Source organism: Methylorubrum thiocyanatum, assembly GCA_014138645.1.
Lineage (GTDB): Bacteria > Pseudomonadota > Alphaproteobacteria > Rhizobiales > Beijerinckiaceae > Methylobacterium > Methylobacterium thiocyanatum.
Genome location: JACJIB010000004.1, coordinates 1 through 19,393, shown reverse-complemented (window position 1 = coordinate 19,393; position 19,393 = coordinate 1). Strand labels below are relative to the sequence as shown.

The 19,393-nt window shown below is 64.2% G+C and carries 17 protein-coding genes, 1 tRNA gene and 2 pseudogenes; 15 read left to right on the top strand and 5 right to left on the bottom strand.

Features of this window, described 5'->3' with window-relative positions:
* The first annotated feature begins 199 nt into the window (after positions 1 to 199).
* Positions 200 to 1,963 carry a lanthanide-dependent ethanol dehydrogenase ExaF gene (gene exaF, locus HNR51_RS11325; RefSeq protein WP_012456567.1) on the top strand — a complete coding sequence of 588 codons (1,764 nt, stop codon included), beginning with the start codon at positions 200 to 202 and terminating at the stop codon, positions 1,961 to 1,963.
* 76 nt (positions 1,964 to 2,039) lie between these two features.
* On the opposite strand, the gene HNR51_RS11320 is transcribed toward exaF, so the two are convergent.
* Positions 2,040 to 2,990, bottom strand: a complete 951-nt coding sequence (locus HNR51_RS11320) for a LysR family transcriptional regulator (protein WP_182555016.1) — start codon at positions 2,988 to 2,990, stop codon at positions 2,040 to 2,042.
* 189 nt (positions 2,991 to 3,179) lie between these two features.
* On the opposite strand from HNR51_RS11320, the gene HNR51_RS11315 reads away from it, so the two are divergent.
* Positions 3,180 to 3,434, top strand: a complete 255-nt coding sequence (locus HNR51_RS11315) for a hypothetical protein (RefSeq protein ID WP_182555015.1) — start codon at positions 3,180 to 3,182, stop codon at positions 3,432 to 3,434.
* 35 nt (positions 3,435 to 3,469) lie between these two features.
* Positions 3,470 to 4,222, top strand: a complete 753-nt coding sequence (locus HNR51_RS11310; protein WP_182555014.1) for a sulfite exporter TauE/SafE family protein — start codon at positions 3,470 to 3,472, stop codon at positions 4,220 to 4,222.
* Between the two features lie 74 nt (positions 4,223 to 4,296).
* Here HNR51_RS11310 and HNR51_RS11305 read toward each other — a convergent pair whose 3' ends face one another.
* Positions 4,297 to 5,169 (bottom strand): AprI/Inh family metalloprotease inhibitor, encoded by an 873-nt coding sequence (locus HNR51_RS11305; RefSeq protein ID WP_182555013.1) that lies wholly within the window; start codon positions 5,167 to 5,169, stop codon positions 4,297 to 4,299.
* On the bottom strand, positions 5,169 to 6,140 hold the full coding sequence (locus HNR51_RS11300) for a 2-hydroxyacid dehydrogenase (protein WP_182555012.1): 972 nt from the start codon (positions 6,138 to 6,140) through the stop codon (positions 5,169 to 5,171). The genes HNR51_RS11305 and HNR51_RS11300 overlap by 1 nt, the downstream gene beginning before the upstream one ends.
* Before the next feature lie 375 nt (positions 6,141 to 6,515).
* On the opposite strand from HNR51_RS11300, the gene leuC reads away from it, so the two are divergent.
* The 5 genes and pseudogenes from leuC to HNR51_RS11280 all read left to right on the top strand — a co-directional run bounded on the left by leuC (position 6,516) and on the right by HNR51_RS11280 (position 9,891).
* Complete coding sequence (gene leuC, locus HNR51_RS11295) at positions 6,516 to 7,925, top strand: 3-isopropylmalate dehydratase large subunit (RefSeq protein WP_182555011.1); 1,410 nt, start codon at positions 6,516 to 6,518, stop codon at positions 7,923 to 7,925.
* Positions 7,926 to 8,078: 153 nt separating this feature from the next.
* Positions 8,079 to 8,163 (top strand) — tRNA-Leu (locus HNR51_RS11290).
* 88 nt (positions 8,164 to 8,251) lie between these two features.
* Positions 8,252 to 8,386: pseudogene (locus HNR51_RS26960) on the top strand (DUF6538 domain-containing protein); the annotation flags it as partial.
* 12 nt (positions 8,387 to 8,398) lie between these two features.
* Positions 8,399 to 8,653 (top strand): hypothetical protein, encoded by a 255-nt coding sequence (locus tag HNR51_RS11285; protein ID WP_182555010.1) that lies wholly within the window; start codon positions 8,399 to 8,401, stop codon positions 8,651 to 8,653.
* A complete protein-coding gene (locus HNR51_RS11280) occupies positions 8,653 to 9,891 on the top strand; it encodes a site-specific integrase (protein WP_182555009.1) in 1,239 nt (412 codons plus the stop codon). Before HNR51_RS11285 ends, HNR51_RS11280 begins: the two co-directional genes overlap by 1 nt.
* An 80-nt stretch (positions 9,892 to 9,971) precedes the next feature.
* Here HNR51_RS11280 and HNR51_RS11275 read toward each other — a convergent pair whose 3' ends face one another.
* Both HNR51_RS11275 and HNR51_RS27000 read right to left on the bottom strand, forming a co-directional pair.
* On the bottom strand, positions 9,972 to 10,394 hold the full coding sequence (locus HNR51_RS11275; RefSeq protein WP_182555008.1) for a thioredoxin domain-containing protein: 423 nt from the start codon (positions 10,392 to 10,394) through the stop codon (positions 9,972 to 9,974).
* 27 nt (positions 10,395 to 10,421) lie between these two features.
* Positions 10,422 to 11,387: a hypothetical protein gene (locus HNR51_RS27000; RefSeq protein ID WP_239681485.1), complete on the bottom strand. Its 966-nt coding sequence runs from the start codon at positions 11,385 to 11,387 to the stop codon at positions 10,422 to 10,424.
* Positions 11,388 to 11,467: 80 nt separating this feature from the next.
* Here HNR51_RS27000 and HNR51_RS11260 point away from each other — a divergent pair, with 80 nt between their 5' ends.
* From HNR51_RS11260 to HNR51_RS11230, 7 genes and pseudogenes are all read left to right on the top strand, one after another.
* On the top strand, positions 11,468 to 12,061 hold the full coding sequence (locus HNR51_RS11260; protein WP_182555005.1) for a hypothetical protein: 594 nt from the start codon (positions 11,468 to 11,470) through the stop codon (positions 12,059 to 12,061).
* A gap of 171 nt (positions 12,062 to 12,232) precedes the next feature.
* Positions 12,233 to 13,070 (top strand): annotated as a pseudogene (locus HNR51_RS11255) (IS5 family transposase).
* Positions 13,071 to 13,668: 598 nt separating this feature from the next.
* On the top strand, positions 13,669 to 13,887 hold the full coding sequence (locus tag HNR51_RS11250) for a hypothetical protein (protein ID WP_182555004.1): 219 nt from the start codon (positions 13,669 to 13,671) through the stop codon (positions 13,885 to 13,887).
* Positions 13,888 to 14,493: 606 nt separating this feature from the next.
* Positions 14,494 to 15,603, top strand: a complete 1,110-nt coding sequence (locus HNR51_RS11245; RefSeq protein ID WP_182555003.1) for an FAD-binding oxidoreductase/lyase — start codon at positions 14,494 to 14,496, stop codon at positions 15,601 to 15,603.
* A 3-nt stretch (positions 15,604 to 15,606) separates the two neighbouring features.
* Positions 15,607 to 16,365, top strand: a complete 759-nt coding sequence (locus HNR51_RS11240; RefSeq protein ID WP_182555002.1) for an NAD-dependent epimerase/dehydratase family protein — start codon at positions 15,607 to 15,609, stop codon at positions 16,363 to 16,365.
* Positions 16,362 to 17,165 carry a sugar phosphate isomerase/epimerase family protein gene (locus tag HNR51_RS11235; protein ID WP_182555001.1) on the top strand — a complete coding sequence of 268 codons (804 nt, stop codon included), beginning with the start codon at positions 16,362 to 16,364 and terminating at the stop codon, positions 17,163 to 17,165. Before HNR51_RS11240 ends, HNR51_RS11235 begins: the two co-directional genes overlap by 4 nt.
* A 23-nt stretch (positions 17,166 to 17,188) precedes the next feature.
* A complete protein-coding gene (locus HNR51_RS11230) occupies positions 17,189 to 19,186 on the top strand; it encodes a hypothetical protein (protein WP_182555000.1) in 1,998 nt (665 codons plus the stop codon).
* The last annotated feature ends 207 nt before the right edge of the window (positions 19,187 to 19,393 follow it).

Here is a 19,393-nt window from a genome sequence, read left to right as displayed (position 1 = left end):
CCGTTGCTTGCGGCGGCATTTGCTCTTGTTTGCACAAGTCCTGCGAACGCGCTCCGCCGACCTTCGACCAATGGCCAATAAGCGTTTCCTGAGAAGCGCTCTACGCTCCGAATCCAAGGGGCGCCCCGCCGATTCTGCGGGACGGCAAAGCCCCGCGGGTCCCGGAAAACCGGGTCCGGTACGATGGAGGACATGCCCGATGAGAATGCGGAACCAGTTCCTGGCGGCGGTGGGGCTCGCCGCCCTCAGCGTCGGCCTCGCCCTTCCCGCGATCGCCGAGGTGACCGAGCAGGACATCCTCAACGACGCCAAGACGCCCGAAGACGTCGTCACCTACGGCCTCGGCCCGCAGGCACAGCGCTTCAGCTCGCTCAAGACGCTCAACCGTGAGAACATCAAGGGCCTCGTCCCGGCCTGGTCGTTCTCCTTCGGTGGCGAGAAGCAGCGCGGCCAGGAGAGCCAGGCGCTGGTCAAGGACGGCGTGCTCTACGTCACCGGCTCCTATTCGCGCCTCTACGCCGTCGATGCGCGAACCGGCGAGAAGAAGTGGGAATACAACGCCCGCCTGCCCGAGGGCATCCTGCCCTGCTGCGACGTGGTGAACCGCGGCGCCGCGCTCTACAAGGACAAGGTCTATTTCGGCACGCTCGACGCCAAGCTCGTCGCGCTCGACCAGAAGACCGGCAAGGTCGTCTGGCGCAAGGACATCGACGACTTCAAGTCCGGCTACAGCTACACCGCCGCGCCGATGATCGTGAAGGGCAAGATCATCACCGGCGTGTCGGGCGGCGAATTCGGCGTGGTCGGCCGCGTCGAGGCGCGCGATGCCGAGACCGGCGAGATCGTGTGGAAGCGCCCCGTCATCGAGGGCCATATGGGCGAGCTGAACGGCAAGCCCTCGACCATGACCGGCAAGACCAACGAGACTTGGCCCGGCGACACATGGAAGTTCGGCGGCGGCGCCACCTGGCTCGGCGGCACCTACGATCCCGAACTGAACCTGATCTATTTCGGCACCGGCAATCCGGGTCCGTGGAACTCGGCCCTGCGCCCGGGCGACAACAAGTGGTCGGCCTCGCGGCTGGCCATCAACCCCGACAACGGCGAGATCGTCTGGGGCTTCCAGACCACGCCGCATGACGGCTGGGACTACGACGGCGTCAACGAGTTCGTGCCCTTCGACATGCAGAAGGACGGCAAGACCGTGAAGGCCGGTGCCACCGCCGACCGCAACGGCTTCTTCTACGTCCTCGACCGGACCAACGGGGCGTTCCTGTCGGCCACGCCGTTCGTGTCCAACATCAACTGGGCCAAGGGCATCGACGAGAACGGCCGCCCGATCTACGACGAGGCCAACCGCCCCGGCGACCCGGCCAAGTCCGAGGACGGCAAGAAGGGCAAGTCGGTCTACGCCACGCCGGGCTTCCTCGGCGGCAAGAACTGGAACCCGATCGCCTACAGCCCCGACACGAAGCTGTTCTACGTCCCCTCCAACGAGTGGGGCATGGACATCTGGAACGAGCCGGTGAACTACAAGAAGGGCGCCGCCTATCTCGGCGCGGGCTTCACCATCAAGCCGACCTTCGAGGACCATATCGGCTCGCTCAAGGCGATCGACCCGGCGACCAAGAAGGTCGTGTGGGAGTACAAGAACAAGGCTCCGCTCTGGGCCGGCGTGCTCACCACCGCGGGCAACCTCGTCTTCACCGGCACCCCCGAGGGCTTCCTGAAGGCATTCGACGCCAAGACCGGCGAGGAAGTCTGGAAGTTCCAGGTCGGCACCGGCGTCGTCGCCTCGCCGATCACCTGGGAGCAGGACGGCGAGCAGTGGATCGGCGTCGCGGCCGGCTGGGGTGGCGCGGTGCCGCTCTGGGGCGGCGAGGTCGCCAAGACCACCGCCGGCATCAACCAGGGCGGCAGCTTCTGGGCCTTCCGCCTTCCGAAGGCCCTCGCCTCTCGCTGAAGCGGCGTCCATCGCGGGTTTCCAGAGGGATCATCCCTTTGGCGGGGAGCCGGGGCAGAGCCCCGGCTTTCCTGTTTCAGGGCTCTGGCCCTGGACCCGCGATAGGACCAGTCCTTTCGAAGCCTGGATCTTCGGTCGCGCCGAGATGCGCGACCAAGTGCTCGACGAGCTGGCGGGCATGCGGCGGGAGTGCCGCGAAGCGGCGGGCGCAGAGCCGCAGGCGGCGCAGCGCCCAGGGCTCGTCGATCGGGATCGCGCGGATCGCCAGCGTCTCCGCCGCGCGCCGCGCCGCCGCCTCGGGCACGATCGCCACGCCGACGCCCCGCTCGACCATGCGGCAGACCGCGTCGAGCCCGTTCAGCCGCACCCTCAGCTTGAACGGCCGGCCGGCGCGGGCGGCGTGGGTCGCCAGATGCGTCTGCAACGCCCGGCCGTGGCTGAGGCCGACCAGCGGCTCGTCCAGCACCTCCCGGAACGCGACGCCGCCGCGCTGGGCAAGGGCATGGCCTGCGGGCACCACGAGGACGATCCGGTCGAGGTGGAGCGGCACGGTTTCGAGCGCGCCGAGATCGGTGGTGTCGGCGACGATGCCGATATCGGCGAGCCCGCCTGCCAGGGCGTCGACGGTCTCGCGGCTCGTGCGCTCCTCCAGATCGATATCGATGCTCGGATGCGCTGCGAGGAAGCCCGCCAGCGCGTCGGGCAGGAAGGCGGCCGCCGCCGCGGTGATCGACAGCAGGCGCACATGGCCGCGCAGGCCGTGGGCGTATTGACCGAGTTCGCCCCGCATCTGTTCGAGCTGACCCAGCACGAGCCGGGCGTGATGCACCACCGCCAAGCCCGCCGGTGTCGGGCGCACCCCGCGGGCATGCCGCTCCAGCAACGGCACGCCGCCATCCGTCTCCATGCCGCGGATCCGCTCGCTTGCCGAGGCCAGCGCCATTCCGGCCCGCTCCGCGCCGCGGGTGATGCTCTCCGCCTCGACGACGTGGAGGAACAGGCGCAGGTCGGTCAGGTCGAAGCGCATCGAGTCTGCTCCCGAAAGGGGTCGCCGGCTTTCGGGAAAAAGACGATGCCGAAACGAAAAGCGAGAGCATTCTCGGCGGACGAGCGCCTCCCGGCCAGAAGCTCAGCCGCTATAGGCTTCGGCTGAGCCGAAGGCTGCCCCGGCCCACTTCCGCATTGTCCCGCGCTGTCACGCTGACACAGTCGGGCCATGGCACGGAACGCGCAAACCACGACCCGCCCGGGCGACACCCGCCTCGAAGCCGCCGCCCTTCTCCTCGCGGCCTTCACCGCGCTCGTCGCCATCGCCCGCTCCGATGCGGCGGCAACCGTCTGCGCCGCGCCGCGCGCGGCCGCCCGGCCGGCACCGGCCATCGGGCCCATCGCAGCACCGCCCTCCGCACAGGAGACGGAAGCGGAGGCCGCCCAGCAGGCGACGCTGCGCGACATGCTGCTCCACGACTGACCCTCACCCCTCCTTCGGAAGATCAGAACGCGGTCATGTCCTTGTCCCTGGACCCCCTCCCCCTCGCGGTCGCGGCGTCGGCCTTCCTGCTCGCCGGCTTCGTCAAGGGCATGGTCGGGCTCGGCCTGCCGCCCGTCGCCATGGGGCTGCTCAGCCTCGTCATGGCGCCGGTCCAGGCCGCGGCCCTGCTCGTGGTGCCGGCCTTCGTCACCAATGTCTGGCAGCTCGCGGCGGGCCCGCGCTTCGGCACATTGCTGCGCCGGCTCTGGCCGATGCTGGCGGCAAGCGTGGTCGGTACCCTGGTCGCGGCGGGGATCCTTCACGGCGATTACGGCGCCGAGGCCACGGTCTTCCTCGGGCTCGCCCTGATCGCCTACGCCGTCGTCGGCCTCGCCGCCCTGCGGCTCCACGTTCCGCCGGCCGCGGAGCGCTGGCTCGGACCGCTCGTCGGTGCCGCGACGGGGCTGGTGACCGCGGCCACCGCCGTCTCGTCCTTTCCCTCCGCGCCCTATCTCGGCGCGCTCGGCCTGACGAAGGATGACCTGATCCAGGCGCTGGGATTGTCCTTCACCGTCTCGACCGTGGCGCTCGCGGTTGCGCTTGCCGGCGGCGGCGCCCTCTCGCTCAGCGTCGCCGGCTCCTCCCTCATCGCCCTCGTCCCGGCCCTGCTCGGGATGGTCCTCGGCGGCTGGGTGCGGGGCCGGGTGAGCGAGCGGGTGTTCCGCCGCTGCTTCTTCGTCGGTCTGCTGGGGCTCGGACTGCACCTCGTCCTGCGGCCGCTGTTCTGAAGCCTCGTCCCGAACGGGGATGGCGGGCTTTCGGGGCAGACGATGCGACGACGAGCGTTCGGAGCGCGGCTCGCTTACGGCTCGACCTTCCGGAGCACCAGGGGCGCGCCGATCTCGGGATCGCGCCGCCAGCGCCCCTCCCCGATCGCCACGAGGTTCACCGCATGGCCGCGCCGCGCCTTCAGCGTCAGGTGGCCGTTGGCGAAGCGCCAGCTCACCGGATCGAACACGGTGATCCCGCTGTCGCGGCAATCCGGCAGCACCCGCACGGGGGCTGTGTCCTTCCCGGCGTCAGGGGACGGTGAGAAGTCGAGGCGGCAGACGTCCTTCTGCGCGGCGCGGTCGAGGGCGTAGAGGCCGGGAGCCGGCCCTTGGACGGAGGTTTCCGCCGGCTTTTCCGGCGCCGTGGCGGTCGGCGGTGCATCGCCCTGCGCCGCTGGCGTGACGGTGGCGGTTCCGGCGGCGGCGGGCGGCTGCATCGCCGCGATCTGCAGCGGCACGAGGTTGTAGCGCTCGCCGTTCTCGGCGGTGGCGCCGAGGCTCAGCCCATCGGGGCTTCGGGCGAAGATCAGCATCGGCCGCAGGTTCCGGTCCACGAGGCGCAACGTCTCGCCGGTGAACAGCCAGCCGCCGATGCCGGCCATGAGCGGTAGGGCCCGGCGGCAGCCTGCGGGAAAGCGCGCCGCGCGCCCGCTCGGTCCGGTCTCCATCGCCAGCGTCAGCACGCAGCGCCGCCGCCCGCCCTCCAGGGAGAGGTCCCAGGTGCCCGCCGCGCCCGCGAGGGTGGTGGGCAGGGTCGCGAGGCCGGGCGGCACGGCCCCCCCGCTCTCAGGAGGCGCTGTCGCGGGCGCCGGCTCCGGCGGGCTCTCCTGCGCCTGGGCCGCGGTCAGCGCCAACAGCGCCAGGGCCCCGGCCAAAGCGATGCGCGTCATGATTGGGCCCCTCATTACTGGCCCGTCCAGGGCGTTTCCGGCACCGGCGTCACCGGCCCCTTGCCGTCGAACCAGGAGAACAGGTTGTCGGTGAGCATCCGGCCCATCGCCGCGCGGGTGTGGTGCGAGCCTGAGCCGACATGCGGCAGGAGCACGGTCTGATCGAGGTCGATCAGCGCCTGCGGCACCTGCGGCTCGTTCGCGAACACGTCGAGCCCCGCTCCGAGGATTGTCCCCGCCTGGAGCGCGGCGATCAGCGCCGGCTCGTCGATGACGCTGCCGCGGGCGATGTTGACGACGATGCCGTCAGGCCCCAGCGCCGCCAGCACCTCGGCATCGACGATCCCCTGCGTGCCCGGCCCGCCGGGGGCGGCCACGATCAGCGTATCGACCGCCTGCGCCAGCCCGAGCAGGCTGTCGTGATAGGCGTAAGGCACGTCCGCCCGAGGCGTGCGGCCGTGATAGGCGATCGTCACGCCGAACCCTTCCAGCCGCCGGGCGATCGCCCGTCCGATCCGCCCGAGCCCGAGGATGCCGACCCGGCGCTCGCGAAGGCTCGTGGTGAGCGGGAAGCTGCCCGCCCGCCAGTGCCCGGCGCGCAGGTAGCGGTCGGCTTGCGGGATCCGGCGCAGGGTGGCGAGCAGCAGCCCCAGAGCGAGGTCGGCGACCTCGTCGGAGAGCACGTCCGGCGTGTGGGTGACGACGATGCCGCGGCGATGCGCCTCCACCGCGTCGATGGTGTCGTAGCCGACGCCGAAGCTCGCCACGATCTCCAGCCGCGGCAGCCGGTCGAACAGGGCGGCATCGATCGGGCACATGGCACCGACCGCGAGCGCCCGGATGCGCGGCCCGACCGCATCGAGGAAGGCCTCGCGGTCGGGCGCCTCCTCCATCCGGTGCAGTCGGAAGCGCTCGGCGAGCCGGCCGGCCACGTCGGGGCGGGTCTGCCGGATCAGCAGGATGTCGGGGGTCTCGGCTGGCGGCACAGGCTCACGGCCTCCCGGCTCGACAAATCAGGGATATCAACCGGCGATGACGATCGCGCATCGCCGGTTGCCCCCGCGAATGCGGGGCGGCGGGCGTCCGCCGGACGCAGAGAAGCCGAGTCTCGCTCGGCTTCTCTGCAAGCTTGATCTGAGCCGGAGTAATGCCGCGCCGCGCCCCGGTCCAGCCGAGCCCGGCCGGCGCGGCGAGCGCACGGCAAAACTGTCATGTGCGCCGCTGCCCTTCCGAAATCGCCCGCGGAGCATTACACAAGGACTTCTTCCGGATATTCCCCGCGATCCGGCCGCACGGTTTCCCGCGGCCCGGCCGGGGCGTTTTCCGCGATGGAGCCTTCAACCCGTCAGAATAGCTGCACCATGACCGCGCCGCGCACCCTCTACGACAAGATCTGGGACGACCACGTCGTCGATGTTGGGCCGGATGGCTCCGCCCTCCTCTACATCGACCGCCACCTCGTGCACGAGGTGACGAGCCCCCAGGCGTTCGAGGGGCTTCGCGTCGCCGGCCGCAAGGTCCATGCGCCCCACAAGACGCTGGCGGTGGTCGATCACAACGTCCAGACCTCGGACCGCTCCAAGGGCATCGAGGATCCGGAGAGCCGCACGCAGCTCGAGGCGCTCGCCGAGAACGTGCGCGACTTCGGCATCGAGTTCTACGACGCCCTCGACCGACGCCAGGGCATCGTCCACATCATCGGACCGGAGCAGGGCTTCACCCTGCCGGGCCAGACGATCGTGTGCGGCGACAGCCACACCTCGACCCACGGCGCCTTCGGCGCGCTGGCCCACGGCATCGGCACCTCGGAGGTCGAGCACGTGCTCGCCACCCAGACGCTGATCCAGCGTAAGGCCAAGAACATGCGCGTCACCGTCGACGGCACGCTGCCGCCGGGCGTCAGTGCCAAGGACATCGTGCTGGCCATCATCGGCGAGATCGGCACCGCCGGCGGCACCGGCCACGTCATCGAATATGCCGGCGAGGCGATCCGCGCCCTCTCGATGGAGGGCCGGATGACGATCTGCAACATGTCGATCGAGGGCGGGGCGCGGGCCGGTATGGTCGCGCCCGACGAGACGACTTACGCCTACGTCAAGGACCGCCCCAAGGCGCCCAAGGGCGCCGCCTTCGATGCGGCCCGCCGCTACTGGGAAAGCCTCGTCTCCGATGAGGGCGCGCAGTTCGACCGCGAGATCCGGCTCGACGCGGCCAACCTCCCCCCGCTGGTCTCCTGGGGGACCAGCCCCGAGGACATCGTCTCGATCCTCGGTACCGTGCCCGATCCGGCGCAGATCGCCGACGAGAACAAGCGCCAGTCCAAGGAGAAGGCTCTGGCCTATATGGGCCTGACGCCGGGCATGCGGATGACCGACATCACCCTCGACCGGGTGTTCATCGGCTCCTGCACCAACGGCCGCATTGAGGATCTGCGCATCGTCGCCAAGATGGTCGAGGGCCGCAAGGTCCATGACGGCGTCTCGGCGATGGTGGTGCCGGGCTCCGGCTTGGTGAAGGCGCAGGCCGAGGCCGAGGGGATCGATCGTATCCTCAAGGACGCGGGCTTCGACTGGCGCGAGCCCGGCTGCTCGATGTGCCTCGGGATGAACCCGGACAAGCTGCGGCCGGGCGAGCGCTGCGCCTCGACCTCGAACCGCAACTTCGAGGGCCGACAGGGTCCGCGCGGGCGCACGCACCTCGTCTCCCCGGCCATGGCGGCGGCGGCAGCGGTAGCCGGCCGCTTCGTCGACATCCGTGAGTGGCGCGGCTAAGGCGTCGTCCGCGACGCGCGGCGCGGGCCTGTTGCTCCCACGCCGCGCCGAAAGCCGGCTTCGGGATTTTTGGCCATCGGCGGCGAAACAGCGATTGACGCCTTCGCCGCCGCCCCCTAAACGAACCCCATCGCCGACCGGCAACGGTCCGGCGCCCAGGTGGCGGAATTGGTAGACGCGCTGGTTTCAGGTACCAGTCTCGCAAGAGGTGAAGGTTCGAGTCCTTTCCTGGGCACCATCAGCCGCATAAAGCGCTGATCCGCAAAGAAGTTCCGATAGATCATGTAGTTAGCGGGCCTCGCGTGGTACGCCCGTTGGGTACACGCATGGTCTTGTCGATGCCTCGACCCCAACTCCGCTCGGGTTCGCACACGTACCGCCTACGCCGGCACGTACCCGCTGACCTCGTCGTCGGCCGTCGGGAGGTCACCCTCAGCCTGAAGACGAAGGACCCGGCCGAGGCTAAGCGCCTGATGGCCGAGCAGTTGGTGAAGCTCGAAGCCCGCTGGGCGGCATTGCGGAAGGGACCGCAGACGCTGAGCGAGCGCGAGGCCCACGAGATCGCGGCAGCAGTGCATGATGCGTGGCTGACCCGGCATGCCGACGAGCCGAGCGCCCAGACCTTCTGGCCGGTCGATGTGGGGGGCGCTGCTTCACCCGCCCGCCACTCGACGCGTCGAAGTCGGCCGTGGATATGGCCTGCGACGTCCCGGATCTCGGGCGGCTGATGGCTCTGGAGCAGTGGTGCTACGAAGGCGCTGATCGCGCGGTGCGGGAGCGCGGTCTCGTCGTCGACGAGGACGCCCGCAGGAAGCTCGCCCGGGCAGTCGGGGCGGCGGTGCAGCGCGCGAGCCTGACCCTGCAGCGGATGGCCCGGGGCGAGATGCCTGACGGCTATGCCCGGCCAGCGGCCACTGCGCCGATGCGGACACCGGCTGCGCAGCAGATTGCAGCGCCCAGGCCGGCACCGCGGAACGGTGCGGCTTCGGTTCGGGGCAAAGCGCGGGTGACACTGACTGGCTTGGTGGAGGGATGGTGGGCGGAGGCCGAGAAGACGGGCAAGTCCGCTTCCACCCGCGAGTCGTACACAAACACGATGCGCGGCCTCGTGGCGTTCCTGAAGCACGACGACGCGACCCGTGTCACCGCTGACGACGTGATCGCCTACAAGGACTACCGTCTGAAAAGCGTCGGGCGTGGGGGTAAGCCGATCTCACCGCAAACGGTCAAGAACAGCGACCTCGCCGGGCTGAAGTCGGTGTTCGGATGGGCGGCGGCGAACCGCCAGCTGCCGGCGAACCCCGCCACTGGCATCAGCGTGATGAAGGTCGCCAGGACCGAGACGCGGGACAAGTGGTTCACGGACGAGGAGGCGGTGCGGATCCTGCGGGCAGCCTTGCAGCATCAACAAGGCGAGGAGCTGCCCGAGACCTTCGCGGCCAAGCGCTGGGTGCCGTGGCTGATGGCGTTCACCGGCGCGCGGGTCGGAGAACTTGTGCAACTGCGCAAGCAGGATCTGCGTAGGGTCGAGTTGGACGGGCACCCTGGCGGGACGTGGGTACTGACGATCACGCCAGAGGCGGGCACGGTGAAGACGAAGAAGCTGCGGGAGGTGCCGTTGCACCCGCAACTCGTCGCGCTGGGGTTCCCCGAGTTCGCGGCGAGCGTCAGGAAGGAGCGGTTGTTCCTCGTTCCCGACGAGACCGGGGGGATCACAGGCCCATTGCAGGGGGTGAAGAACCGCCTAGCGGAGTTCGGGCGCGAGCAGGTGAGCGACCCCGGGGTGGCACCGAATCACGGCTGGCGGCACCGTTTCAGCTATCTGGCGACGGACCTCAACACCGGCGAGAAGGATACCAACGCGCTGTGTGGATGGTCGGCGAAATCGGTGGCGGAACGTTACGGCGGCGTGTCGCTGAAGGCCCGTGCTGATGTGATCAACCGGTTGGCCTGGGTCAAGGTGTAGTCGGTCTTCCTTGGTTCCGGCTTGGCGACATCCGGGAGCGCAAGCGCGGGGTCGGACCGTGGTGAATCGAAAGGGTCGCCTCAGGGGCGTTCGGGTGGGCTGGGCGGCAGGATGCGGCCGAGCTTGCGGAACATGGCCTCCCGCTCCTTGGGCGGCATCAGTCCATCGTTCTTCTTGAAGTATTGGATGGCCAGGTACTTCTTGTGCAGCCGTTCGTTTTCATTCGGCATGAGGATGAATGTGTAGTCGTCCCCTACGCCACGCGAGAAGCAGTTCACGTCGTAGTGTGCGACGGCGTCGCCCTTGTCCCGCTCGGTCTCGCAGAGGCAGGTCTGTCCGCCGACCTGCAGGAACTTTCGGGTGAGCTGTTCGAGGGTGCCGAGCTGGACCTCGCGGAAGTCGTCGGACAGGGTTTGGATGGGCCAGCTCAGTGCGTCCTCGGCCGCGCGAGCGGGCGCAGCGCAGACGAGGGCCGCAAAGATAACGAGCGCAGATCGCGTCATGGGAGGAGCCTCGTCGAGCCGAGCGGATCAGGGGTGGTTCGGGTCGACGTCGAACAGGTCGCGGAACGCGTCGGCCCGCTGCCCGCTGTTGAGGGGCCTGGCGTCGCGCTGGAGGTCGGAGAGCACGAGGTTGCCGAAGCCGTTGTTCTTGAGGACGAAGCTATAGGTGTGGGAGTTCACCGAGCACTCGACGTCGTAGAGCATCGCCTCCTGTCGCTCCTTCGGCGTGCAAGATGAACCCTGGTTGGTGACCGCGAGGTTCTTCCGGATCTGGGTAAGCGTGCCGAGGTCGACAGGGCCGACTTTGGGCGCGATCGCCAAAATGCGGAACTTGTCGAGCATGGTCTCGATGGGCACGACCTTCTTCAAGAAGCTAGCCGCAGCTGGTCCCGTGAGCGAACGACCGCCAATCTTGAGGTCAGTGAGGACGTAGAGGTTGTCAGCGTAGCGGAGTTGGGCGGAGATGGCGGGGCGACCGTCCGGCTTGTCGCAGGTGAGCTGCTGCACGCGGTAATCCGGCTCCCGAACTGGCGAGACCATACAGAAGTGGTCGGTGCTGGCCTCGAACGCCGCGATCACGGTCTGGAGCGGAGCTAGACCGAGGCTGGTCTGCCCCAGGTCAGCCTCCACATGAACGTTGGGCCACGTCACTTCGCCGACGTGGCGGCAATGGTGGAGGCGGGCGGTCTCCGCGAGGGCCGCACGTTGGATCTCAAGCAAGCCCCGGTGGGCGGCAAGGATGACGACAAGCGGGAGTTCCTGGCCGACGTATCCGCCCTCGCCAACACAGCCGGCGGTGACATCGTGTTCGGCATCACGGAGGCTCAGGGCGAGGCCACGGGTGCGCCTGGCTTCGAGCTGCCCGACCCTGATGCGGAGGTCTTGCGCCTTGAGAGCATCCTGCGAACTGGCCTTGAGCCGCGCCTGCCCGGGTGGAACTGCGGTGGCTGCCGGGGACGGACGGCAAGGGGCTCTTGATCCTGCGGGCGCCACGGAGCTACTTAGGACCGCATCGAGTGACCTTCCGCGGCCACGGCCACTTTTATGGCTGGACCAATGCCGGGAAGACCTCCATGGACGTGGGCGAGCTGCGGGCCGCCTTCCTGGCCACCGAGGGCCTTCACCAGAGTATCCGCCGCTTCAGGAATGAACGGCTCGGCATCATCGACGCTGATGACAGCGTGGTCTCAATGTGGCCCGGCCCGAAGGTGATCCTGCATGTCGTGTCGCTTGAGGCGTTCACATCAGATCGGCGGATCGAAATCACAAAGCCGAATGACATCCTGCTCCCGCTTGGAGCTGATGACTACGCGAACGCACGCTGGACGCTGGAGGGCTTAGCCAGTCTCCCAAGCGGTGGAGACGAGCAGACTAGCGTTGAGGATTACGCCATGTTGTTCCGCACTGGCGCTATCGAGGCGGTTTCATCGCTCGGCCGGCGCATGGAGGGAAGCAACCGCCTTCCGCTCCCATCAGTCGAGAGGGATCTAATATCGAGCCTAAGGGTATACCGAGCCAAGTTGGCTGAGAAAGATATCAGTATGCCGCTCTATGTCTTCGTCACGCTGATAGGTGTGCGAGGTAACTACCCCTGGGTATGGCGAACCACAGGTTTGAAAGACAGCGCTCTACGAAGCTTGAAGCTATCATCCTGCCGGAGGTGGTGATTAACGATGCGGAGCAAAGCGAGGCATCAATCTTGAAGCCCATCTTCGATCAAATATGGAATGCCTTCGGCTACGAGAGAGCCTTCAGTTTCGATGCCGCTGGCGAGTACGTGGGCTAGGGCGTGTCTGCAAAGGGTTCACAGACTGGGTGGTCGGCCCCATGTGGGCTGGATGCGACGCTTTGAACTGACCGACGCGCAGTGGGAGCAGATCGCCCCGCTGCTGCCTCCGCAGAAGCCGCGCACGGGCCGGCCCGCGGAGGATCACCGCCAAGTCCTCAACGGCATGCTCTGGATCCTGCGCACGGGCGCGCCGTGGGAGGATCTACCCGCGCGCTACGGCGCAGTCGGCACGGTGTCGAGCCGGTTCTACCGCTGGCGCAAGGCCGGTGTGTTCGACCGGGTGCTGCAGCGACTTCAGGCGCAGGCCGATGCGCGCGGGGAGCTCGACTGGGACCTGCACTTCGTGGACGCGACGGTGGTGCGCGCCCACCAGCACGCCGCCGGGGCACGCCGGTCCGGCGCCATCGGGGGGTGAGGCGACGGTCGAGGGCGTGGGCGAGGCGCTCGGGCGTAGCCAGGGTGGTTTCTCGACCAAGCTGCATCTGCGTGCCGAGGGCGGGGGTAAGCCGATCACGGCGGTGCTGACGGCGGGCGAGCGCCACGAGCCGTTCGCCTTGGACGCCCTGATGGACAAGGGGGCGGTGCCCCGCAAAGGGCGAGGCCGCCCACGCCTGCGTCCCCGCCGGACGGCAGGCGACCGGGGCTATGCCAGTCCGCCGGCACGTCGCCGCCACAGGCCGCGGCGGATCGAACCGAACATCCCAACCCGCAAGGACCAACCGCGCCAGCCCGACTTCGACACGGCCGCCTACCGCGAGCGCAACAAGGTCGAGCGGCTGATCGGCCGGCTCAAGTAGTACCGCCGCATCGCCACTCGCTACGAAAAACGGGCGACCAACTACCTCGCCATGGTCACCCTCGGCATGACCATGCTCTGGCTCACATGACTTTGCAGAGACGCCCTAGGACCGGCCGTGAACGATCAGGCGATAGATGCCAGCAATCAGCATCCCGACGAAGGCGACGGCAAGTGTGATGACCAGCCCGAGCCACTGCGTGCCGCTGAGCACCTTCAGCATAAATTAAAGACCCGCCGCGATCACGACCAACGACACGCACAGCATCACCCGCTTGCCGAGCGGGGTGTCTTCCCACTTCGGCGCTGGCTTCTGCCGGTTGTCGTTCGTCGGCCCCTCGGTCGGCTACATCTCCTCAACGTGGCCCGCGCATCCCGCTCGGGCAAGTCTCAATCCAGTCGTGCCCCATCGGGCCCTCTTCGGCTGAAGCGCATCCGCCTTACCATGGTAGGAAGCGGTCGGAAGCGGGCCGTCCTGCCAGCATGAAGGCAATGGCTCCGACGATCCCTGCGAGCATCACGAAAACTTCTGCCCCGAACATGCTTTCCCCTCGGCCCGGCACGGGCGGGGTGCGTCTGGAGCGAAGTTGAGGCGCTACCGCGACTCAGGGCGCGTCTTCATGGTCGCAGGGCGAGCGGCGGCAGCAAGAACCTCTCGCGCAGCCCGAGCCCCGCCCGTAGGCTGCGGAATGCTTCCTCCCCGCTGCGTCCACTACATCGGCTTCAAGGACGACCGCTACTGGAACGCCTTCCGGATCTGGGGCGGACCGGTGATGATCCATCGGCGCTGGGATCGCACCGCCAAGCACAACATTGGACCCGACGATGTGGCCATCTTCGCGGAAGGCGATGAGCATCAGCCGCTCGCGGAATACAACGCGACCGACATCGACGAACGATGGCTATGACGAACATCATCCGCCCCCACTTCGGCAGCCATGATCGAAAAATTAACCCACCGCCTCGGTTGGCGCAGACCGAGCACAACCCGATCTACACCCACGGGAACGCCACAGGCCACCTTGTTCCGCTGACGGAGGATGTGCGGGTTCGACAAGGCATGTCCTCGAAGTGGCTCTCGGTCCGGCCGACAGGAACGTAGGCGAGGCTGTCGCTATGATGGCGGCCACCGACGAATGTCGAATAATTGAAGACGCCGCCACGGGCGTTCTGCGCGTGATAGCTCGTCGAGCGACGGCGGCGCATCCGCCTCTGGATAGGCCGCTAACAGGACTATCTCAGCCCTCGTCAGATCGCTTGTCTAGAGCCAACCACGGCCATTCGCGCCAGCTGCGAGGCTGGGATTGGCTGAGCATATCGAAGAACAACAATGAACCTGCGAACGTGATGTGTAGGTGAGCGGTCGAAGGGCGGCATGCTCCCGTGGGAACCTCAAACCTGAGCTATTCGGCGCAAGCGCTTCCCCGTCGGCTCTGCCTGCGATAGAGCCACGACCTAGGCTGCAAGCACGACGCTTGCATCTGGGTTTGCTCACAGGGCCAGGAGGCCGAGGAATGAGTCAGCGCATCGCGATCATCGGAGGAGGTTGGTATGGCTGCCATATCGCCTCGTCGATGATAGCCCTGGGCTTCACGGTTCGATTGTACGAGCAAAATGAAAGGCTCTTACATGAAGCCTCAGGGAACAACCAGTTCAGGCTTCATCTCGGATTTCACTATCCTAGGCACGCAGGCACACGCATACAATCGCGCGACGGATTTTCCCGATTTATTGAACGGTACGGAGATCTAAGCAAACCAATCTCGGAAAATATATATGCCGTCCCCAAAGATACGTCACTTATTGATTTCGATACATATAAGCTCATCATGACTGCAACGGGAATACCTTATCGTTCCGTTGATCGATGCAGCCTCGGCCTGACAAATATCGATGGAATGATACGCGCTGAAGAGCGCGTCATACTAATCGATAAAGCTCGATACTATTTTCAGCACCACTTGCGGCATGTGATAAGCATGTCGGTTCAAATCAAATCAATCGAGCAATTCGCTAAATACATCTTAGTAAATGGAGAGCGGTTCGATTACGTGATTGATGCCACATGGGGGCACTTCGGGAGAAATATTGTATCGACATACTATGAGCCGACACTACTTCTGTACTTTGAGGCGGCGGCTGGGCTGCCTGCGGTCACCTTTGTAGATGGACCGTTGTACTCGATCTATCCTACGGAAGTCGAGACAATCTACACATTATCGAGCGTCCCGCACACGCCCTTAGGCCGATTTTCTAGGTCTGAAGAAGCGCGCTCAGTGCGCGACCGTGTAAACTCCGAGCAAATCGAGGCTAAGCGCAGCCTGATGATCGAACAAGCGCAGGAGAACGTGCCAGAGTTTCTTGATATCTATAAATTTATAGGGCCGCAAATTTCGATTAAAACCAAGCCAATCGGCAATAGTGACGATCGCAGCTGCTACGTTGGCAGAGATGGGCGTGTGTTCACTGTCATGTCCGGCAAGATCGATACGATTTTCTTTGCGACAGAACGAATCCTCTCGATGATTGAAGCGGATCAAGACGAAAGTGCTGCCGACGTTCCTTCGTCGCTGCCTGCGTCCATCCGAGCGAAGGTCGAGTCAATCGGGCTGAAACTGGACTAGTATATGCGCGCATTAATTGGACATACCGGCTTCGTCGGAGGCAATCTTATTCATGCCGGGAGGTATGACGCGTTATTTAATTCCAGCAACAGCGAAACCATGCGCGGCTACCATTTTCAGGAGGTCGTATGCGCTGGTATTTCCGCCGTGAAATGGAAGGCAAACAAAGAGCCAGAGACCGACAAGGCTGCCATCAATGTCCTCGTTGAGAACCTAAAACACGTTACGGCAGACCGCTTCGTGCTACTGTCGACAATCGACGTGTATCAGCCCGCCTTAGACGTCACCGAGCGCGATCCTGCATCAAGTGAGGGCGCGCCTTATGGTACCCATAGGGCAGCATTCGAACGCTTCGTTGCCAGAACATTCGCCAATCACCTCATTATCCGGCTCCCAGCACTCTATGGGCGAGGGCTAAAGAAGAATGCGATCTTCGATCTGCGCTACGACAATATGGTTGATGCGATCGACCCTCGCGGCAGCTTCCAATGGTACGACGTCCGCCGCTTGGAGCGCGATATGGCAAGAATCACGGATGCAAACTTGACCCTCGTCAACATTGCACCGGAGCCCGTCAGCATGTCCGCGATCGCCCAACGATTTTTCCCTGGTAAGCTCCGCCAAGCGGACCTGAACAAGCCTGCTGCCTCCTATGATATGCGGACGATCCACGCGGGTGTCCTTGGGGGCACCGATCCCTACCACTTCGATAGCGAGTCTGTTCTCAACGGCATCGGTAACTACTTGGAGAGCGGTGAATGACCCGCCTCTCAATCTCCAACATCGCGTGGCCAACAGACCTCAGCGATCAAGTTTATGCCTTGCTCGCTGACGCAAGAGTCGCCGGACTTGAAATCGCCCCTACGAAACTTGCGCCTTGGCAGGATCTCACTGAGGAGCTCGCTCGAGCTGAGGGAGATAGAATTCGTCAAGCTGGGCTCCAGGTCAGCTCGTACCAAGCACTCTATTTCGACCGGCCGGACTGCCAACTTCTCGGCGATGCTGCTTCATTCGAAGCGATGCGTAAGCATACGGTGCGAGTGGCGACTTTTGCCGAGCATTTGAGCAGAGGGGGAGCCGGCGTCTTTGGCGCGCCTCGCAACCGACAACGTGGGCAACTCACATCCGAGAATGCCTTCGAGCTTGGAGTGCAACGCTTTAGGTGCCTAGCGGAAGCTGTAGCCGCAACCGGCTTCACTATTGTCCTTGAGGCTGCTCCTGAAGAGTATGGTGGGGACTTCCTGGCAACGACTGCACAATGCGCTGCGATGGTGCGGGCTGTCAGCCATCCGTCCTTCGGACTTCACTTCGACAGCGGCTGTCTGGCGTTCACCGGAGAAAGTGCACAGGACATCATCAGAGAGCACCACGATATTATTGCACACGTGCATCTCTCAAAACCAAAACTAGCGCCGATCGTTGAAGCGGATGCGCCGATATATGCGCCACTGTTATCGAATCTAGACGATGTTGGATATTCCAGCTGGGCTGCGATTGAGATGCGGGAGGCCGACGATCCTCTGAAAGTCATTGGCGAAGCAATCTCCGCAATACGTCTATAAAATGCAGTGACCTGGGAACACTTATGATCAATTCTGCGCTGCCATTAGGATTCGAAGCCAAGAATTTCGAGGCGAAGACTTGTTACGGCACTTACCGGAAAGTGTCAAAGCACGGCGAAGCATGGCAGATTGAGCTTCACGGGACCAAACGGACAGTTATCCGCCAGGACGGAGGTGGGCCTGCAACACTGTTATCGAATTGGACTGCAGCATCTTGCCTGGACCTTGACGGCCATGGCTTCATCCTACTTCTGCGAACCGATGACGGCGTCTCAGCTGGTTGGGTGCTGACGCCAGGGCTTCGGTTTGTCTGTGATCTGGCGTGGCTGAATGAGAACGTGGATCTCGCACTCAACGCCGCGGTGCGAGCATCGGCCAATGCTTTCGCAAAGGCGCTGAGACATAACCTCACGATTGATCCCCCTTTCGGCTCCGAAACGTTCGTATCGATTGGAGGCGATTTGCTGAAGACGTATCTGACGTTCGCCAGCAGCTCTGCTCAGACTTTTTGTATTGACACGTTTGAGGAGCCCGTTTTTCTCACGGGCCTTCATGGATCTATAGAAGTACATCCATCAGATATCGGGCAAACCCTTGAGCACAACACAAGGTGGATCGAAGACTCAGCAGAGAGAGGCTTGGTGGCTATCCCATCTCTCATCAAACGAGGGGCGTTCGTGCAACGAGCGCTGTTAGTAGACGTCGATGGAAATAGGGGAACATATTTTTGCAAAGACGTTGGCGGAGAAATAGAATTTTACCTCATACAAGGTCCCGGCACCACAGCGTCCCTGTATTTCCCGAACGACAATCTGTTCATTACTAAGAGGGAATCGTCACCAGAATACTCCTCAGCATCGCTAAATAAGCTAAACAATGCGCTGTCGCACGTTGCGTTCGGTCTGTCGCGGATCGGAGTGTGGGCGTTGCCGGACCGGACGGTTGGCCTCGGCCTCATGACCTATGGCATAGCCAATTTCGGACACGCAATCTGGGACGAATTCCAAGCTCTTGAAAGATTTGCTCAATCGGCCGAAAGGAGCCCGGTTCGTCCGTGGTTGCTCGCCTCAAGCGATTTCACGGGAATGGACCTGTATTCTCCTGTTGAAGCTCTTTACCCAGAGTTCGACGGAAGAATCATCCGTGAGACGGGCTACTGGAATGTGTTCGCCCGGGCGATTCAGTGCGGTATTGGCGTCGTGATGCGCGATGGGCAGCGCGCAACTTGGACGACTCGTAATCGTATTCAGAAACTTATTGGTCGTTCGGCCGAGAGGCAAGGATGGCACACTCAATTGGCTGAGGTGCGATCTGTGGTTGGCCTTGATGCCCCGCTGATTACCTTCGGCATACGCCTGTCCAACCGTAGGCCGTCCGAATTCCTTGGCCTTTATGTTCGCTTAGCGCGCTACCTTCGTCAAACGATTGGGCCATTCATTCTCGTTCTCGACGGCATCAACGGCAGTTCCGATCCTGGGCAGGCTGCGGCCTCGATCTTTAACGGCAGAATGTCGTCGAGTTTGGAGTTCAACACGATTTACCGAGACGGATCTGAGGCTCTGAATGAGGAGCGCAGATGGGCGAACGAATTCATTTCTTCTTTCGAAAATTCCGACATCCATATAATTAATTGCGTTGGAATGCCAATCATCCAGAATCTATTCTGGATGCAGCAATCATCTTTCTTTGTGGCCCCGATGGGTGGCGGCCTCGCAAAACTTCGTTGGGCACTCAATGTTCCGGGGTATATACTCATAAGTAGGACAAATATCGAGCGCTGCCTGCTGCTACACGCCTACGATAGCTCGGAGCATATGGAGCCGCCATTCGCTCCGCTGACCTTCAACACTGCCGACGAAGTCCAAGATCTCCCTCTAGACCCTCCTCGCACAGATCCCGCACCTGCTCACGGCATTCCGCATCCTGAAGATTTTATCGTTGATGAGACTGTTGTATTTCCCAGCATACTCGCTGCCATCAATCGTGCTCGTACAACATATCCGTCACAAGCGCGAGCTTAGTGCCTTCAGTCCCAGCCGCAAACACGTTGCCAACAGGCCTATATTATGGCCGGATTATCGCTGATTTTGGCGTCAGGTCTGACGACCGGGTGTCGAGGACGTGGAGTCGGATGTGACCTTGCCCCCTGGTCTGCCCTCATTCTGAAGCTAGGGTCCGTCGAGCAGGAGACGGACGATGAAGAAGAGCGATTCAGCGAAGAGCAGATC

What these genes read in the sequence shown, in the direction of transcription:
- exaF (WP_012456567.1), top strand. Translation starts at nt 200, where the DNA reads ATGAGAATGCGGAACCAGTTCCTGGCGGCGGTGGGGCTCGCCGCCCTC.
- HNR51_RS11320 (WP_182555016.1), bottom strand. Translation starts at nt 2,990, where the DNA reads ATGCGCTTCGACCTGACCGACCTGCGCCTGTTCCTCCACGTCGTCGAG.
- HNR51_RS11315 (WP_182555015.1), top strand. Translation starts at nt 3,180, where the DNA reads ATGGCACGGAACGCGCAAACCACGACCCGCCCGGGCGACACCCGCCTC.
- HNR51_RS11310 (WP_182555014.1), top strand. Translation starts at nt 3,470, where the DNA reads ATGTCCTTGTCCCTGGACCCCCTCCCCCTCGCGGTCGCGGCGTCGGCC.
- HNR51_RS11305 (WP_182555013.1), bottom strand. Translation starts at nt 5,169, where the DNA reads ATGAGGGGCCCAATCATGACGCGCATCGCTTTGGCCGGGGCCCTGGCG.
- leuC (WP_182555011.1), top strand. Translation starts at nt 6,516, where the DNA reads ATGACCGCGCCGCGCACCCTCTACGACAAGATCTGGGACGACCACGTC.
- HNR51_RS11285 (WP_182555010.1), top strand. Translation starts at nt 8,399, where the DNA reads ATGGCCGAGCAGTTGGTGAAGCTCGAAGCCCGCTGGGCGGCATTGCGG.
- HNR51_RS11280 (WP_182555009.1), top strand. Translation starts at nt 8,653, where the DNA reads ATGGCTCTGGAGCAGTGGTGCTACGAAGGCGCTGATCGCGCGGTGCGG.
- HNR51_RS11275 (WP_182555008.1), bottom strand. Translation starts at nt 10,394, where the DNA reads ATGACGCGATCTGCGCTCGTTATCTTTGCGGCCCTCGTCTGCGCTGCG.
- HNR51_RS11260 (WP_182555005.1), top strand. Translation starts at nt 11,468, where the DNA reads ATGGACGTGGGCGAGCTGCGGGCCGCCTTCCTGGCCACCGAGGGCCTT.
- HNR51_RS11250 (WP_182555004.1), top strand. Translation starts at nt 13,669, where the DNA reads ATGCTTCCTCCCCGCTGCGTCCACTACATCGGCTTCAAGGACGACCGC.
- HNR51_RS11245 (WP_182555003.1), top strand. Translation starts at nt 14,494, where the DNA reads ATGAGTCAGCGCATCGCGATCATCGGAGGAGGTTGGTATGGCTGCCAT.
- HNR51_RS11240 (WP_182555002.1), top strand. Translation starts at nt 15,607, where the DNA reads ATGCGCGCATTAATTGGACATACCGGCTTCGTCGGAGGCAATCTTATT.
- HNR51_RS11235 (WP_182555001.1), top strand. Translation starts at nt 16,362, where the DNA reads ATGACCCGCCTCTCAATCTCCAACATCGCGTGGCCAACAGACCTCAGC.
- HNR51_RS11230 (WP_182555000.1), top strand. Translation starts at nt 17,189, where the DNA reads ATGATCAATTCTGCGCTGCCATTAGGATTCGAAGCCAAGAATTTCGAG.